The 15,921-nt window shown below is 52.2% G+C and carries 13 protein-coding genes; 10 read left to right on the top strand and 3 right to left on the bottom strand.

Annotated elements, in window-relative coordinates; genetic code table 11:
• The first annotated feature begins 131 nt into the window (after window positions 1-131).
• The 4 genes from zwf to R70723_RS17965 all read left to right on the top strand — a co-directional run bounded on the left by zwf (window position 132) and on the right by R70723_RS17965 (window position 4,865).
• Window positions 132-1,670 (top strand): glucose-6-phosphate dehydrogenase, encoded by a 1,539-nt coding sequence (zwf, locus tag R70723_RS17980; protein WP_039873959.1) that lies wholly within the window; start codon window positions 132-134, stop codon window positions 1,668-1,670.
• Window positions 1,671-1,733: 63 nt separating this feature from the next.
• Window positions 1,734-2,627 carry a phosphogluconate dehydrogenase (NAD(+)-dependent, decarboxylating) gene (gene gnd, locus R70723_RS17975; RefSeq protein ID WP_039873957.1) on the top strand — a complete coding sequence of 298 codons (894 nt, stop codon included), beginning with the start codon at window positions 1,734-1,736 and terminating at the stop codon, window positions 2,625-2,627.
• 168 nt (window positions 2,628-2,795) lie between these two features.
• Window positions 2,796-3,470 (top strand): response regulator transcription factor, encoded by a 675-nt coding sequence (locus R70723_RS17970; RefSeq protein ID WP_039873955.1) that lies wholly within the window; start codon window positions 2,796-2,798, stop codon window positions 3,468-3,470.
• Between the two features lie 114 nt (window positions 3,471-3,584).
• Complete coding sequence (locus R70723_RS17965; protein ID WP_039873953.1) at window positions 3,585-4,865, top strand: L-cysteine desulfidase family protein; 1,281 nt, start codon at window positions 3,585-3,587, stop codon at window positions 4,863-4,865.
• 102 nt (window positions 4,866-4,967) lie between these two features.
• Here the strand turns inward: R70723_RS17965 and R70723_RS17960 are convergent, their stop codons facing one another.
• Window positions 4,968-5,723, bottom strand: a complete 756-nt coding sequence (locus R70723_RS17960) for a DeoR/GlpR family DNA-binding transcription regulator (RefSeq protein ID WP_039873952.1) — start codon at window positions 5,721-5,723, stop codon at window positions 4,968-4,970.
• A 387-nt stretch (window positions 5,724-6,110) separates the two neighbouring features.
• Between R70723_RS17960 and R70723_RS17955 the strand changes: the two genes are divergently transcribed.
• The 4 genes from R70723_RS17955 (at window position 6,111) to rhaD (ending at window position 11,074) form a co-directional block, all read left to right on the top strand.
• Window positions 6,111-7,262, top strand: coding sequence for an iron-containing alcohol dehydrogenase (locus R70723_RS17955; protein ID WP_039873951.1), 1,152 nt, complete (start codon window positions 6,111-6,113; stop codon window positions 7,260-7,262).
• A 30-nt stretch (window positions 7,263-7,292) separates the two neighbouring features.
• Window positions 7,293-8,765 carry a rhamnulokinase gene (gene rhaB, locus R70723_RS17950; RefSeq protein WP_039873949.1) on the top strand — a complete coding sequence of 491 codons (1,473 nt, stop codon included), beginning with the start codon at window positions 7,293-7,295 and terminating at the stop codon, window positions 8,763-8,765.
• 115 nt (window positions 8,766-8,880) lie between these two features.
• A complete protein-coding gene (gene rhaA / locus R70723_RS17945) occupies window positions 8,881-10,137 on the top strand; it encodes an L-rhamnose isomerase (RefSeq protein WP_039873946.1) in 1,257 nt (418 codons plus the stop codon).
• Between the two features lie 91 nt (window positions 10,138-10,228).
• Window positions 10,229-11,074, top strand: coding sequence for a rhamnulose-1-phosphate aldolase (rhaD, locus tag R70723_RS17940; RefSeq protein ID WP_039873943.1), 846 nt, complete (start codon window positions 10,229-10,231; stop codon window positions 11,072-11,074).
• Between the two features lie 40 nt (window positions 11,075-11,114).
• On the opposite strand, the gene R70723_RS17935 is transcribed toward rhaD, so the two are convergent.
• Window positions 11,115-11,639 carry a hypothetical protein gene (locus R70723_RS17935; protein WP_144026994.1) on the bottom strand — a complete coding sequence of 175 codons (525 nt, stop codon included), beginning with the start codon at window positions 11,637-11,639 and terminating at the stop codon, window positions 11,115-11,117.
• A gap of 147 nt (window positions 11,640-11,786) precedes the next feature.
• Here R70723_RS17935 and R70723_RS17930 point away from each other — a divergent pair, with 147 nt between their 5' ends.
• Both R70723_RS17930 and R70723_RS17925 read left to right on the top strand, forming a co-directional pair.
• Window positions 11,787-12,863, top strand: coding sequence for an NADH:flavin oxidoreductase (locus tag R70723_RS17930; RefSeq protein ID WP_179087994.1), 1,077 nt, complete (start codon window positions 11,787-11,789; stop codon window positions 12,861-12,863).
• A 188-nt stretch (window positions 12,864-13,051) separates the two neighbouring features.
• Window positions 13,052-14,248, top strand: coding sequence for a beta-ketoacyl-[acyl-carrier-protein] synthase family protein (locus R70723_RS17925; protein ID WP_039873938.1), 1,197 nt, complete (start codon window positions 13,052-13,054; stop codon window positions 14,246-14,248).
• Between the two features lie 34 nt (window positions 14,249-14,282).
• Here R70723_RS17925 and R70723_RS17920 read toward each other — a convergent pair whose 3' ends face one another.
• Entirely contained in the window at window positions 14,283-15,896 is a 1,614-nt protein-coding gene (locus R70723_RS17920) for an alpha/beta fold hydrolase (protein WP_039873936.1), read from the bottom strand.
• Window positions 15,897-15,921 lie beyond the last annotated feature (25 nt).

The following is a 15,921-nucleotide window of genomic DNA, read 5'->3' as shown; positions in this document are numbered from 1 at the left end:
AATAAGTACTTTTCGTAAATGTCGATCTGAGGTTGACGAATGGATTTTGCAGGCGTATGATGAGTTTTGTTAAGTTTATGAGTAATTAATAGTAACCTAATATAATTTATATAATAACGGGAGGAATGAAAGTGGAATCATCTACCTTTGTACTGTTTGGCGCTACCGGGGATCTGGCGAAACGCAAAATCTATCCGGCGCTCTATAATCTGTTTGCCGATGGCAAGCTTTCCGGTCCTCTCTCCGTAATTGGCCTGGGCAGAAGAGAGCTTAGCAACGAAACGTTCCAGGCGCAGGTGCTGGATTCGCTGCGTACCTTTTCCCGCCGTCCTGTAAAGGATTCGGTGGAGCTGCAGCGTTTTTTGCTGGCTTTTGAATATAGCGTGCTGGACGTTGGACGTCCGGAGGATTACACAAAGCTGCTGGCCCACGTGCAGCGGCGGGAAGCGAAGCTTGGACTTTCAGGCAACCGGATGTTCTATTTGTCGGTGGGTCCGGAATTTTTCGGACCGATTGCCGCTAATATTCACGACAGCGGTCTGGGAGATACCACAGGCTGGAAACGTCTGATTATCGAGAAGCCGTTCGGCCGGGATCTGCAGTCCGCACGGGAGCTTAATGAGAGTCTGAATGCGGCTTTCCGTGAAGAAGAAATCTTCCGGATCGACCATTTCCTCGGCAAGCCGATGGTCCAGAACCTCGAAGTGCTCAAGTACTCTAACCCGGTGCTCCGGGCGTTGTGGCAGAACCGATACATCGCTAACGTCCAGATCACGGCTGCCGAGACTGTCGGAGTGGAGGAGCGGGCAGGCTATTATGACAAATCCGGTGCGCTGCGCGACATGTTCCAGAACCATATGCTACAGCTGCTGATGATGATGGCGATGCAGCTGCCCAAGGACAGCAGTCCCGACGATGTCCGCAGTAAAAAACGCCATGTTATCCGCTCCGTACGTCCGCTGCTGAAAGACGAGCTGGCACAGAATGTGGTGCGCGGGCAATACGGTGCAGGGCAAATTAAAGGTAAGCCGGTGCCAGCCTACCTTAGCGAGCCGGGCATTGAGTCCTCCTCACAGAATGATACGTATATTGCCGCACGGCTGTGGATTGATGATCCGATGTGGAGTGAAGTACCATTTTATATCCGCACCGGCAAAAGGCTGAAGGAGAAATCGACCAGAATCGTTATTGAATTCAAGGAACCGTTTAATGATTCTCATAACGTTAACAGAGGCAAGCTTCCGCTTGAGCCGAATCTGCTGATCATTGAAATCGGCCCCGGTGAAGGTATTTCACTGCAGCTGAATACCAAAAATCCGCGCCAGCACGGAGCGCTTGAGCCGGTAAGCATAAGACATGATTCGGCCAATCCCGATCTGCCCGAAGCCTATGAGAACCTTATCTATGATGCGCTGCTTGGAGATGCGACCTTCTTTGCGCACTGGGAAGAGGTGGAGCTGAGCTGGCAGTGGGTGCAGCCGATTATTGAGGCCGTAGAGGAAGGCACGCTTCCGCTCCATACGTATGCTGCGGGTTCATACGGTCCGGCTGCAGCGGATGAGCTGCTGGGCGAAGACCACTGGTGGCTGGATGAGCCTGAAGGTGAAACGGACGGGAGTGCTGAAGCATCCGGCAGAGTGGATGAGCAGGCGATCCGCGCCGGGGCGTAAGATAGCTGGAGTTAAGGATGGACTGACAATAATCAATTAAGAATATAACCGGAGGGATATCGTATGAAAGTCGGATTAATCGGACTGGGTAAAATGGGCTTGAATCTTGGCCAGAACCTGCTGGAGCATGGACATGAGGTTGTGGCGTACGATGTAAACGCTGATGCGGTAGCCGAGCTTGGCGGCAAAGGGGCGGCTGGAGCAGCAAGCCTGGCTGAGCTTGTAAATAAACTGGATGCACCGCGGATTGCCTGGATTATGGTGCCGCACCAGTTTGTCGATTCTGTAATCGCTGACCTGACCCCGCTTTTGTCCAAAGGGGACATTATTATAGAAGCGGGCAATTCACACTACAAGGAATCGATCCGCCGCCACGATGAGCTGGAACAATCCGGGATCTACTATCTGGATGCAGGCACCTCGGGCGGTATGGAGGGAGCCCGCAACGGTGCCTGCTATATGATCGGCGGAGACGAGGAGGCCTGGGCAGTTGCCGAGCCGCTGTTCCGTGACACTTCTGTGGAGAACGGCTACCTGTATGCGGGCAAGTCCGGCAGCGGCCATTTTTTGAAGATGGTCCATAACGGGATTGAATACGGCATGATGGCCGCCATCGGCGAGGGCTTTGAGGTTCTGGAGAAAAGCGGCTACGACTTTGACTTCGAGCAGGTAGCCCGCGTATGGAATAACGGATCGGTCATCCGTTCCTGGCTGATGGAGCTGGTAGAGCGCGCCTTCTCGAAGGATGCCAAGCTGGATGACATTAAGGGTGTTATGCATTCCTCCGGCGAAGGCAGATGGACGCTGGAGACAGCGTTTGACCTGCAGGCAGCCACACCGGTTATTGCGATGTCGCTGCTGATGCGCTACCGGTCGCTTGAGACGGACACTTTTACCGGCAAGGTGGTTGCTGCGCTGCGTAATGAGTTCGGCGGGCATGCAGTTGAAAAGAATTAAGCATCCAGGTCCGGCCTGTACGATGCAAAAGCGTCAAGTCTCCAAGCCCTGAGCGGGAATGGGGATTTGGCGCTTTTTGATGATCCGGCAGTCAGAATACATGAAAGGTAAGCTCTTGTATAGTATAATAATTACTTTGAAATAAGCCCGGTAAAGAGGAGGATTCAGATGGCTACCATACTGGTTGCAGACGACGATGCGAACATACGCGAGCTTGTCTGTCTGTTTCTGCGCAATGACGGATTTACTGCTGTAGAGGCTGCCGACGGAAGGGAGGCGCTGGATGTATATGCTTCAATGCCGGTTGATCTGGTCGTATTGGATATAATGATGCCGGTGATGGACGGGTGGACCTTATGCAAAGAGCTGAGAAAAGCCAGCCCGGACCTTCCGCTGCTGATGCTGACGGCCAGAGGGGAGACCTGGGAGAAGGTGAAGGGCTTCGAGCTCGGTACAGATGATTATCTGACAAAGCCCTTTGATCCGCTTGAGCTGACTGTCCGGGTAAGGGCGTTGCTGAAGCGTTATAAAATCGGCTCCACACAAACCGTTTCACTTGGTGATATTGTACTTGACCGTCTGACCTATAAGGTAATCCGGGGTACAGAAGCGCTGACACTGCCGTTAAAAGAGTTCGAACTGCTGTACAAGCTGGCCTCCACTCCCGGACAAGTGTTCACGCGCGGACAACTGATTGAGCAGATCTGGGGAATGGATTACTCCGGGGATGACCGTACGGTGGATGTACATATTAAGCGTCTGCGTGAGCGGTTCGCCGAATCGGCCGGGTTCCGGATTGAGACTGTCCGCGGGCTTGGTTACCGGCTTGAGGCGGGCAGATAAGGGAATTAAGCACACAGTAACTTCCAGCCTGCCGGACGAATAAACGGTTCCCTCAGCCCCCGGTCTGATGTAGTATATAGAGATAGTTCAGACAGAGAAAAGGAGGGATCCTATATGGTTAGCTTACTTGATGTATTGAAAAAAGAAATCGTTCCGGCGGAAGGCTGTACGGAGCCGATTGCGGTAGCCTATGCGGTCTCTTTGGCGGCAGAGCTGCTTCAGGAGGAGATTACAGGGATTCAGCTGTTCCTTAGCGGCAATATTGTTAAAAACGCTATGGGTGTGGGCATTCCCGGAACAGGTCAGACCGGGCTGCCGATTGCGGCTGCGCTTGGTGCTGTAATCCACCGCTCTCACAGAAAATTGGAGATTCTCTCAGGGCTGACGGCTGATGAGCTTAGTCAGGCTAATGCAATTATAGACCGTAAGCTGCTCTCGGTGGAGTTGAAGGATACTCCGGAGAAGCTGTATATAGAAGCCAGGGTACAGAGCGCGAATCACCGGGCAACAGCGGTGGTTGCCAAGGAGCATACGAATATCGTTCTGCTGGAGAAGGATGGAGTTCCTATAGATATCCAGAAGGATAAGGGAGATTGCGGGGAGGACGAGCAGCTAAGTCCCGAAGACTACGCCGTTTCTCTGGAAGGGATTTATGAGTTTGTCTGTAATACAGATTTCGCGGAGCTGGAGTTTCTGCTGGAAGGCGCCAGAATGAATAAGGCGATTTCGGATGAGGGCCTGCGGGGGGATTACGGTCTTCAGGTCGGCAAAAAAATGAGCCAGCGCTCCACCGTTAATCTGTTCGGCAACGATGTGGCCAATTCCGTAATCGCCGCAACAGCTGCGGCTTCCGATGCGCGGATGGACGGCAGCGCGATGCCGGTCATGACGACGGCGGGCAGCGGGAATCAGGGGATCGCAGCTACACTGCCTGTTATTAAGCTGGCCGAGCTTATGGGTAAAAGTGATGAGCTGCTGGCCCGGGCCATTGCGCTGAGCAATCTGGTTACCGTTCATGTGAAGCATTACATCGGCCGGCTCTCGCCGCTGTGCGGCTCAGGGATTGCCGGCGGAGTAGGAGCGAACAGCGGGATCATCTACCTGATGGGCGGCAGCCTGGAGCAGATCAAGCATGGCATCCAGAATACGATTGCTTCCTTGTCCGGCATGATTTGTGACGGGGCCAAATCCACCTGTGCGCTCAAAATCTCCACCGCCACCAATGCCGCAATCCAGGCGGCGACACTGGCAATGAATAATATATCACCGACAGACAATGACGGGGTTATTTTTGAAAAGGTAGAGGACACCATCCGCAACATGGAACGGCTCGTCCAGGAGGGTCTTGCCGCCACGGATGAGACGATACTCAATATTATGCTGTCCAAAGCTTAATAGCAGCTTAGGCGGCTGCACTTAAAAGGACATTTCCCGGGAAGAGGGAGATGTCCTTTTTTTGGATGCACATATTATATAGAAGAAACACGTTTACTTACATTAGCACAGAACCTCAATATTCTCCTCAGCCAGCCGCTTGAGCCAAGCGTCCGACGGCTTGCGGTCGGTAATCAGCACATCAATCCGGTTCAGCTCCACCAGCTTTGTAAAAGCGGTCTTGTCAAACTTCGTATGGTCCGCCAGCAGCACAACCTTCTCCGCCTGCCGCAGCATATATTTCTTGAGCTCGCATTCCGGCTCGTTGGAATCGGTAATCCCCCGGTCCATATCAATCCCCTTACAGCTGATTACGGCCGTATCCACATTGTAGCGCTGGATCGTATCATGGGCGACCGGGCCAACCAGCGAGAGAGAGCGGTGGCGCAGGGAACCGCCGGTGGAAATAATGTTCATTCCGGAATTCGCGAACTCCTGCAAAATATTAATTGAGTTCGTAATGAGTGTAAGATTGTTTTTATTGCCCAGCAGTTTCAGGAATTCAAAAGAGGTCGAGCTGGGGTCTACCATCAGGGTATCCCCGTCATTAATCAGATCGAGCGCCTTGAGCGCGATGTTGCGCTTGATGTCCGTATTGAGCGCATTACGGGTTACAAAAGGAAGGTCCTCGTTGGTGTGCCTGTTAAGCATGGCTCCCCCGTAAGTCCGGCTGACAATTCCGTCCTTTTCGAGCTTCTCCAGATCCCTGCGGATCGTTTCTTCCGTTACTTCGAACATGCGGCTCAGGTCGGAAACCAGCACTCTTTTATCCTGATGGACAAGATCTATAATTCTGTTGCGTCTTTCGGCAGCCAGCATTTGTAATCACCTTTCCGGAGCTATACTCTGAATCCCAATCGTTATCTATAAATATAGACCTGAATATCTGTGTTTTGCAATAAATTAGACGAAAACCACACAAAAATCATTATTATATTCATTATAATCTGCGTTTTGCAAACAGTAAACAAATAAAAACAACATAAATAATATTTTATTTGTTGACAACACAGAATTATAGAGCTACGATAAGAGTGTTCATTTTCTCTTTGAAAGCGCATGCTTCATTAGATTAAGCGCCTGAGCAAGGTCCGCTGCGAATCCTACAGAGACCAGCCTGAGGTGCCGCAGCCGGGATAACCTTTTATAGAGAAGAAGATAACCAGGTATTATGTAACACAACATTATCAGGAGGCTGGTCAATCAATGAGTACCCGTGTATATTATGTTCCTTCTATTAACATTATGGGCAAAGGCTGTCTGCAGGAAATCGCTCCATACATTCAAGAGCTGAATCTGAAGAAAGCGCTGGTAGTAACCGATAAGTTCCTGGTGAAGAGCGGAATTGCCGGTAAGCTGCTGTCCGTGCTGGATGCAGCCGGAATTGAGTATGTGGTATATGATGAAGTGAAACCGAATCCGACCTGTAAAAATGTTCATGACGGCGTGGATTTCCTTAAATCGCATGAATGTGATTATCTGATCTCGATCGGCGGAGGTTCACCGCAGGATACGGCCAAAGCGATCGGAATCGTGGCTACCAATGGCGGACATATCGCCGAGTATGAAGGTGTACACAAATCCAAGAACAAATCACTGCCGATTGTTGCGGTTAATACAACTGCCGGAACCTCAAGTGAAGTTACAATTAACTACGTTATTACTGACGAAGAGCGCAAGGTAAAGATGGTAATGGTCGATAAGAACAGCATCGCCACCATTTCCGTTAATGACCCTGAGCTGATGGTCGACAAGCCTGCTGCACTGACTGCCGCAACCGGTATGGATGCATTGACTCATGCGATTGAAGCACTGGTAACTCCGGGCGCTTATCCTGTCACGGATGCTACTGCACTGGCGGCTGTTGAGCTGATCTTCGGCAACCTGGCAAAAACGGTAAAGAACGGCCATGATATTGAAGCACGTGAACAGATGGTTTATGCGATTTTCCTGGGCGGACTGGCGTTCAACAATGCCGGACTCGGTTATGTGCATGCAATGGCGCATCAGCTCGGCGGTGTATATGATCTGCCGCACGGCGTGTGTAACGCGATGCTGCTCCCTTATGTAGAAGAAGAGAATGCCAAATATGTACCTGAGAAATTCCGGGCTATCGCTAAGGCAATCGGCCTTCAGGTAGAAGGCAAATCCGATAAAGAATGTGCAGACTTCGTTATTGAGTCGATTAAGGAGCTGTCCAAGGAAGTCGGTATTCCGGCAAAGCTGTCTGAGCTCGGCGTTGACGAAGTGGATCTTGATCTGCTGGCTGAAAATGCCATGAAGGACGCCTGTGCACCTGGCAATCCGTTCATTCCGACCAAAGAAGAAGTTATCGCGCTGTTCCGTAAAATTCTCTAGATTATTATTTTTTAGATGAGGAGATTCCCTATGAACTATCATATCGCCGTCGATATCGGCGCCTCCAGCGGGCGGCTTGTGCTCGGCACCATTGCAGACGGAATTCTCTCGCTGGAGGAAATTCACCGTTTCAGCAACGGTTTTACCGAACGGGACGGTTCCTGCTTCTGGGATATTGATTACTTGTTTGAGGAAATTCTGCGCGGCCTGCAGAAGGCCAAGGCAGCCGGCATTACCAAATGTACCCTGGGTATTGATACCTGGGCTGTGGATTATGTACTGCTGGATGCTGAGGGCAACCGGCTGCAGGAGGTATATGCCTACCGTGACCGCCGTACTGACGGTGTAATGGAGGAAGTAGCCAAGCTGATTTCGCCGGAACAGGTGTATGCCAAGACCGGGATTCAGCAGTTAACCTTTAATACGTTATATCAGCTGTACGCCCATGACGCTACAGAGCTGGCTGCAGCGGACCAGATTCTGCTTGTTCCGGATTATCTCTACTATAGATTATCCGGCCGGAAGATTAACGAAGTTACAAATGCTTCGACAACACAGCTGCTCAATCTCGCTGATCGTGAGTATGATGCAGACTTGCTGTCCTTGCTGCATCTTAAGAGAGAGCAGTTTGCTCCGCTTACTGAGCCCGGCGAAGTGCTCGGCAGCCTCAGGGATGACCTGAAGCAGCAGTATGATCTGCCGGACTGCGAGCTTATCTGCGCGGCTACACATGATACGGCCTCGGCTGTATTAGGCGTGCCTGTGCAGGATGACCGTACTGCTGCTTACATCAGCAGCGGAACATGGTCGCTGCTCGGTGTTGAGCTGGATCATCCGGTCAATACAGAGGCGGCAATGCAGGCGAATTACACAAATGAGTGGGGCGCTTTTGGAACCTACCGTTTCCTCAAGAATATTATGGGACTTTGGCTGATCCAGGAGGTACGCAGACTGGACGGAGAGCGTTACAGCTTCGCTGAACTGGCTGAGCTTGCCGCAGAAGCTGAGGGCTACCGCAGCCTGATTCCGTGCAACGATCCGCGGTTCCTGAATCCGGACAACATGATTGAAGAGATCCGCCTTGCCTGTGCAGAGAGCGGCCAGCCTGTCCCGCAAACGCCGGGCGAGCTTGCCCGCTGCATCTTTGACAGCCTGGCGCTCTCGTACCGCAGTTATCTGGGCGAGCTGGAGCAGCTGACCGGCAGACCGGTAGAGGTGCTGCAGATCGTCGGCGGTGGTGCGAACAACACGCTGCTGTGCCAGCTGACTGCCGATATAATCGGCCGGGAAGTACTGGCTGGCCCTACGGAATCGACAGCGCTCGGCAATCTGGCCATCCAGCTGATCCATACCGGAGAAGTTGCGGATATCCGTGAAGCCCGCACGATCATTGGCAAGTCCTTTAAGATACAGTCTTACCTGCCGCGCCCGCTTCCGCAGCTTGAGGCCCTGCTGGCCCGCTGGGAAGCGCTGCATGCAGTTTCTGCAGGCGGCAGCCAATAAATAAGAAGTATGTAGCAGATGTTCACAAAACTAAGCATATGCTTCCGAAGTCAGTTTTGTCCGAAGTAAATTAGATGGAGCAGATGCTCACAAAACTTTTAGGAGGAACCCCAACATGGATCAGAGCATCATCAACAGCTATAACGAAGCGAAGAAATTATACGCAGCCCACGGCATCAACGTGGATGAAGTATTGGAAAAGCTGGCGGAGATCAAGATTTCCCTTCACTGCTGGCAGGGGGACGATGTACAGGGCTTCCTGTTCAAGGACAAGGAGCTGAGCGGCGGTATTGCTGTAACCGGCAGCTACCCTGGACGCGCGGGTACACCGGATGAGCTCCGCAAGGATCTGGAGAAGGCATTGTCGCTGATTCCGGGTAAACACAAGGTCAACCTGCACGCCATCTATGCAGACACAGATGAGAAGGTGGATCTGGATGAGCTGGAGCCACGCCATTTCGCTAACTGGGTAGAGTGGGCTAAGGAACAGGGACTGGGACTTGATTTCAACCCGACCTGCTTCTCCCATCCAAAAGCGGCAGACGGCTTCACACTGAGCCATGCTGACGAGGAGATCCGCAATTTCTGGATCAAGCACTGTAAAGCTTCCCGCAAAATCGCTGAATCGTTCGGCCGCGAGCTGGGACAGCCATGTGTGACTAACTTCTGGGTACCGGACGGCTACAAGGATACTCCGGTTGACCGCCTGGCTCCGCGTGCACGCCTGCGTGATTCGCTGGATGAAGTGTTCAGTGAAGAGATTGACCCGCAATACAACATCGATGCAGTTGAGAGTAAGCTGTTCGGCATTGGCTCCGAGAGCTATGTTGTCGGATCGCATGAATTCTATATGGGCTATGGAATGACCCGCGGCAAAGCCATCTGCCTTGACGCCGGACACTTCCATCCGACTGAAGTTATTTCAAACAAACTGTCCTCGATCCTGATGTTCAGTGAGCAGCTGCTGCTGCATGTGAGCAGACCGGTACGCTGGGACAGTGACCACGTAGTAACTATGGATGATGAGCTGCTGGAAATCGCCCGTGAGCTGGTCCGCGGAGATCTGCTGCCGCGTACGAACATCGGCCTGGACTTCTTCGACGGCAGCATCAACCACGTTGCTGCTTGGGTAATCGGAACACGCAACACAATTAAAGCCCTGCTGCGTGCAATGCTTGAGCCGATTGCTGAGCTGAAGAAGATTGAACTCGAAGGAGACTATACTTCCCGCCTGGCATTGGTAGAGGAATTCAAGTCCTATCCGTTCGGCGCTATCTGGGATTACTACTGTGCTTCCCAGAACACACCGGTCCGCGAAGGCTGGCTGGCTGATGTGAAGGCTTATGAGAAGGAGGTTTTGTCTGCCAGATAAGGCTATTTATATAACAAACAATAATGAATTGATTTTTGAATGGTCCTCATTTCTACTACCAACAGATCTGCATTCAAAGGAGAGATAATATATGAGCACGTCCGTTATTGAAACTAAAGGCTATATCGCCGGTACGGAAGCCCCTTTTATCCAGGAAATGTCCGAAATCACCCATCACATGTGGTCCCTGGGCTGGGATGAGCTGAACGGCGGTAACATCAGCTATCTGCTGGACGAAGAAGAAGTAGCTAAGTACATTAATATCCGTGAGCCGCTGCGCACTATTCAGCTTACTTTTCCTGTAACTGAGCTTGCAGGCAAATACTTTATCGTAACAGGCTCCGGCAAATACTTCCGCAACGTGATCAAAGACCCGGAAGCCAACCTCGGCGTATTGCGCGTATCCGCTACAGGTGAGAGCGTTGAAGTGCTGTGGGGTCTGCGCAACAATGCTGTACCTACAAGCGAGCTGGCTTCCCACTTCATGAGCCACATTGAACGCCTGAAGGTTGATCCTGGACACCGTATTGTTCTTCACACTCACGCTACTAACGTTATTGCTATGACATTCACGCACGATCTGGATGAGCTGAAATTCACCAAAACCCTCTGGGAAATGTGCACAGAATGTCTGGTTGTCTTCCCTGACGGCATCGGCGTTATCCCTTGGATGGTTCCGGGCAGCAGCGATATCGGCCGGGCAACAGCCGCTAAGATGAAGGACTACCGCGTAGTTATCTGGCCGCAGCACGGTATTTTTGTAACAGGCTCTACTATGGATGCAACCTTTGGTCTGGTAGAAACCATTGAAAAAGCTGCGATCATTTACAACCTGATCGGCGGCAGAGAAATCAAGCAGTCAATCACTGATCAGCAGCTGGCTGATCTGGCTGCAGCCTTCCGCGTAACGCCTAAAGCAGGCGTGCTGAACCTGTAGAATCGGATTTATTATCATATCCAAATCGGACATCAGCAGTTTACTGCGGGTGTCCGGTTTTTTTGTCCGTTTGCATGGCCCGTGAAGGGGCAAAAATGCTCTTGATTCGCGTCCAGGCGGCTGAATCGGCTAAATGAAGGGCAAAAATGCCTCTGATTCCAGCCCGGATTGCTGGATCGGCCAAATGAAGGGCAAAAATGCCTCTGATTTCAGTCCGGATGGCTGGATCGGGCAAATGAAAGGCAAAAATGCTCTTGATTCCAGCCCGGATGGCTGAATCGGCTAAATGAAGGGCAAAAATGCCTCTGATTCCAGCCCGGACGGCTGAATCGTGCAAATGAAGGGCAAAAATGCCTCTGATTTCAGCCCGGATGGCTGGATCGGGCAAATGAAAGGCAAAAATGCTCTTGATTCCTGCCCGGATGGCTGAATCGGGCAAATGAAAGGCAAAAATGCCTCTGATTCCTGCCCGGATGGCTGAATCGGCCAAATGAAAGGCAAAAATGCCTCTGATTCCAGCCTGGACGGCTGAATCAGCCAAACCAAAGCCAAAAATGCCCCTCAAACCAGCTAATCCCGGCGGGCACGCCGCCTGAGCATTCTATTATAAGCACCTTAAGCCCGGGCTAAGACTATACCATTTGCTTTTGATCCCTCCAGCCATCATAATATACTTACTTTAAGTAATTATATTATGCAATGGAGGCCCGATATGAACACAAACCTGTTGTTTACCCCGTTTCAGGCTGGTTCGCTTTCGCTTCCGAACCGGATCGTTATGGCTCCGATGACCCGTGCTTTTTCACCGGAGGGTGTGGCAGGCCCTGATGTGGCCGCTTATTACCGCAGACGTGCAGAAGGCGGAGTAGGCCTGATTATCACCGAGGGAACCGCAATTAATCATCCGGCGGCCGTCAGCCATCCTAGCATCCCGAATATTCACGGTGAAGCCGCACTGGAAGGCTGGGAGAATGTAGTTAAAGAGGTGCATGCTGCAGGCGGGAAGATCGTCCCGCAGCTGTGGCATGTCGGGATGGCCCGCTCTATCGGCGATCTGCCAAATGCCAATGCCCTGCCAATAGGGCCTTCGGGGCTTAACCTAGCCGGAGAACCGGTAACAGAGCCGATGACCAAGCAGCAGATTGACGGGATTGTTGCGGCCTTCGCCCGGGCAGCAAAGGATGCCCAGAAGATTGGCTTTGACGGGATTGAGCTGCACGGCGCCCATGGCTATCTGATCGACCAGTTTTTCTGGGAGAAAACCAACCGGCGCACAGACGAATACGGCGGTGATCTGGAAGCGCGTACGACCTTTGCCGTCGAGATTATTGATGCCTGCCGGCGTGCGGTCGGTCCGGATTTCCCGATTATTCTGCGGTTCTCACAGTGGAAGAGCGGGGACTATACAGCCAAGCTGGCCCGCACACCGGACGAGCTGGCCCGTTTCCTGACACCGCTTAGCAATGCTGGCGTTGATATCTTCCACTGCTCTACCCGCCGCTTCTGGCTGCCTGAATTTGAAGGCTCTGAGCTGAATCTGGCCGGCTGGACGAAGCGCATTACCGGCAAGCCTGTAATTACGGTCGGCTCGGTCGGCTTGAATAGCGAGTTCACAGGTGGAGCTGCCGAGCATCATGATGAGGACAACCTCGACCGTCTGCTGGACAGATTGGAGAAGTCGGAATTTGATCTGGTGGCTGTAGGCAGAGCGCTGCTCAGCGATCCGGAATGGCCGGCCAAGGTAGAGGGCGGATCCTTCCCTTTACTCCCGCAGCGGCTCAGACATTGAGCTGATTGTCCTAAAGCCTTACTGTAATGTTCTGCACTTCACAAGTGATTAAATATCGGCCTCATTAAAGAGGGCTTCTAACGTTTGGATTGAGAATCTGGCCTGCAGATCCTGAATAGACAAGCGGAAGAGGCCCTTTTTAAATATAACCAGGTATCATTCTAATTCGTTTGAAGAGGTGGATGAGGATGAAGCAGCGTATAGCGGTTACCGGATTTGGAGTAAAGGTCCCCAACGGCGGGGATTGCAGTGAGCTGCTGCAGAATCTGCTCAGCGGCAGGTACAGGTTTACAACCAAGGATGAGCTTACTCCCGGCGGAGAGCTGCTGGTGGTAGGGGAGGTTACGGGGGGACTCGGCATTCTCGATGAGAAGGAGCATAGGACGCTGCCAAGAATTGCAAAGCTGGCGATCTGCACTGTCTCGGAAGCGCTGGAAATGTCCGGACTGGAGCTGGATGACCAGGAAATAGCTATACATACAGGGGTTTTTATGGGAACAACGATGGGCGGGATGACCCCGCTGGAGGAGATGATCGGGCTAACGGCAGCAGGCCGGTTTAAAGACATGCCGGTCTACTGCTGCGGACTGGTTCATTATCATAGTCTGGCATCGGCGGTCACGAGCTACTTTTCACTGAACGGGATCACCAAAACGGTAACCACCGGCTGCACTGCAGGTATCGAGGCTATTGAGGATGCTGTGATGTACCTGCAGAACGGCAGAATCCGTACAGCGATAGTCGGCGCAGCGGACAGCAGCAACAATAAGGCAACAGTTTATGGTTTTGGAAAAATGAGAGCGCTACCATTTGGCCAGGCGGAAGCTGCTGCAGGCTCTCCATTTAGCAAAAACAGCAAAGGCTTTGTTCTGGCTGAAGGGGCAGCATGCCTGATTCTTGAAACGGAAGAGCATGCCAAGGCACGGCATGCAGTAATCTACGGGTATATTGATGCGATAGCGACCAATAATGACGGTGAATCCGTCAACGGGCATGATCCGGCAGGCAGGATGATGAAGCAGGCAGTCAGCCGTGTGACAGGAGGGAGAGTACCGGACTATTATAACAGCCAGGCGATGGGGTATGCCGCCAATGACCGCATTGAGGAGATCGTGTCCCGGGAGCTGTTCAGGCACAGCGTGCCCCTGACCTCGATCAAAGGGCTGACCGGGCATCCGTTCAGCGCCAGCGGGCCGGCACAGATCATATCCTCACTGCTCGGCTTCCGTCATCAGTTCATCCCCGGAACCATCCGTACGGACCGCTCGGGATACGAGCATCTTCCGCTGGTCACTGAGACATTGCTGCAGCCGTCTGCTGAGGTGCTGATCACCAGCCACGGGTATGGCGGCAACAATGCCTGTGTATATCTGACGAGAGAATGAAAATGGGCCATCTCTGCTGTATCTGTTATCTAGCTTACAGACCATTAGGCAGGCTATGGCGCTTGACTGTAGGCTCCTTGTCCGGCTGCAGCCCGGCCAGCTTAACGCGCCATGCCTTGGCTTCGCGCTTCTGCTTATTCCGCTCATACAGGCCGGCAATCCGCTCATAGGCATCATACTCTTCCGGATTAAACAGAATTACATACTTCAGAAAAGCTATCGCGCTCGTATACTTACCCTGCTCTGCAAGCACATCGGCCTGATTGTAGGCCAGAGTCACCAGCTGGATTTCCAGGCGCATGCGCAGATTCAAATTCCAGTCCTGATCGAGATTGTTGAACAGCTCCTCCCGGATATGGGGGACAATTTGTTGAATCAGCCTGTCCTTTTGCACAATCTCCTTCTCTTTGAGCGCGAGCGTTATATTCTCCTGCAGAGTAAGCAGGTCACAATCCGCTGAAGCCTGGAGAGAGATTTGCCGGTTATCGCTGCGGATCAGCTTCGTTACCTCATTGTTAATCAGCTGCTTGAGATGATTGAGACAGACCCGCAGCAGATTGCGGGCTTTGGACTTATCCAGGTCCTTCCACAGGTCCCCGCACAGCTGATCTCTTGTGACCACCGGATTGAGCAGCAGATAGATCAGCAGCTCCCTGGCGTTTCTTCTTCCCCAGCCGCTCAGGAGCTGCTCATCATCGATAAAGACCTGAAAGGGCGATAGCAGTGTTACTTTAAGACGCGCAGGAGGAGGCTCAGCCTGTACACCGGCATTGACCAGTCCGATAAAGTCGGCATGCAGATCCAGCAGATAAGGATCAGGAGGCGGACGGTAACCGGCAGTTTCGGTATCAAAAAACACGCGGATCTGCTTATACGTATCCCCCGGCTGGTCATAGAACAGCATATTGGACGCATTATAAATGGTCGTAAACCGGCAATACGGATTGGCGGAAGCAATCAGGCCGGACAGATACGGGGGATACATCGGATCACGCTCACCTGTCAGCAGCAGCAGCGGACCGGTATGCTGCCTGAACATTTCCAATATTTCTGCATGCGCACCGGCAAAGAAATCAAGCAGCTCGATATAGCGGTCAAAGCTTACTTTGCTGAACGCCTCATACAGTCTCGCCATTTCGGGAGATCCCGGCTGAAACAGCGTAACGTTAGGAATAACATGATCCGCCATAGCGCTCATCGACTGGTGGTTCATCAGATTTTTGCGGTAATCGGCATATTTGCCGGCTGTGCTGCTCGAATGAAACAATGGCAGGGACAGCAGCACATTGCTATGTACTTTAGACGGGTACTTTTTAGTATAGTAGAGGCCGATAATACAGCCCGCGCCGTGGGAGACGATATGAAAATCCCCAATCCCGAGCTGCTGCACGAGACTGTTCAAATGCTCAACATAGGACTGGGCCAGCCTGGACGGATCAATGCTGTCTGTACCGCTTAGCCCGTGTCCGCGGAAATCGTACCGGAGCAGATGAAAATCTTCCTGCATATAGGGAATGATCCGGTCCCAGCAGGTGAGATCGAAGCCCATACCGTGAATCAGGACAAGCGTCCGGGTATTAGCCTTCGCCTGCCTGGCCTGCTGATAGTTGTAATTTAGCTCTAAACCGTTCTCCAGAACATGCTTCATATCGTTGCTCCTCTGTCTGACCGTG

It is taken from the genome of Paenibacillus sp. FSL R7-0273 (assembly GCF_000758625.1).
Classification (GTDB): Bacteria; Bacillota; Bacilli; order Paenibacillales; family Paenibacillaceae; genus Paenibacillus_AQ.
The sequence above is the reverse complement of the archived record's forward strand: the minus strand, read 5'-3'. Positions and strand labels throughout refer to the sequence as shown.